The organism is Burkholderia sp. GbtcB21 (assembly GCF_019091065.1).
GTDB classification, from domain to species: Bacteria; Pseudomonadota; Gammaproteobacteria; order Burkholderiales; family Burkholderiaceae; genus Burkholderia; species Burkholderia pyrrocinia_C.
The window spans coordinates 1-228 of the sequence record NZ_JAGXKA010000576.1 but is presented as its reverse complement, the minus strand read 5'-3'; the positions used below and the strand labels follow the sequence as shown (position 1 = coordinate 228).

Genomic DNA, 228 nt, shown 5'->3' with positions numbered 1-228 from the left:
TCCCCAAGAACCTCACGCCGAAATCGGCCTCGCCGCTGATGTCCGCTCCCAGCACGTCGTTCGCGCTCGCATCCAGCAGCTTGACCCTGATGCGGGGAAAGCGGCGATGATAGCTCGCGATCACGTTCGGCAGGAAGTAGTAGGCCACCGACGGCACGCATGCGGTCGTCACATGACCGAGGCGGCTCGACGAAACGTCGCGGGTGCCGAGCAGCGCGACGTCGAGAT

Annotated in this window: 1 protein-coding gene; it reads right to left on the bottom strand. The window is 64.9% G+C overall.

What is annotated here, in order from left to right:
* On the bottom strand, window positions 1-228 hold a 228-nt coding region (locus KVT39_RS37705), incomplete at both ends, for a LysR substrate-binding domain-containing protein (RefSeq protein WP_254640812.1).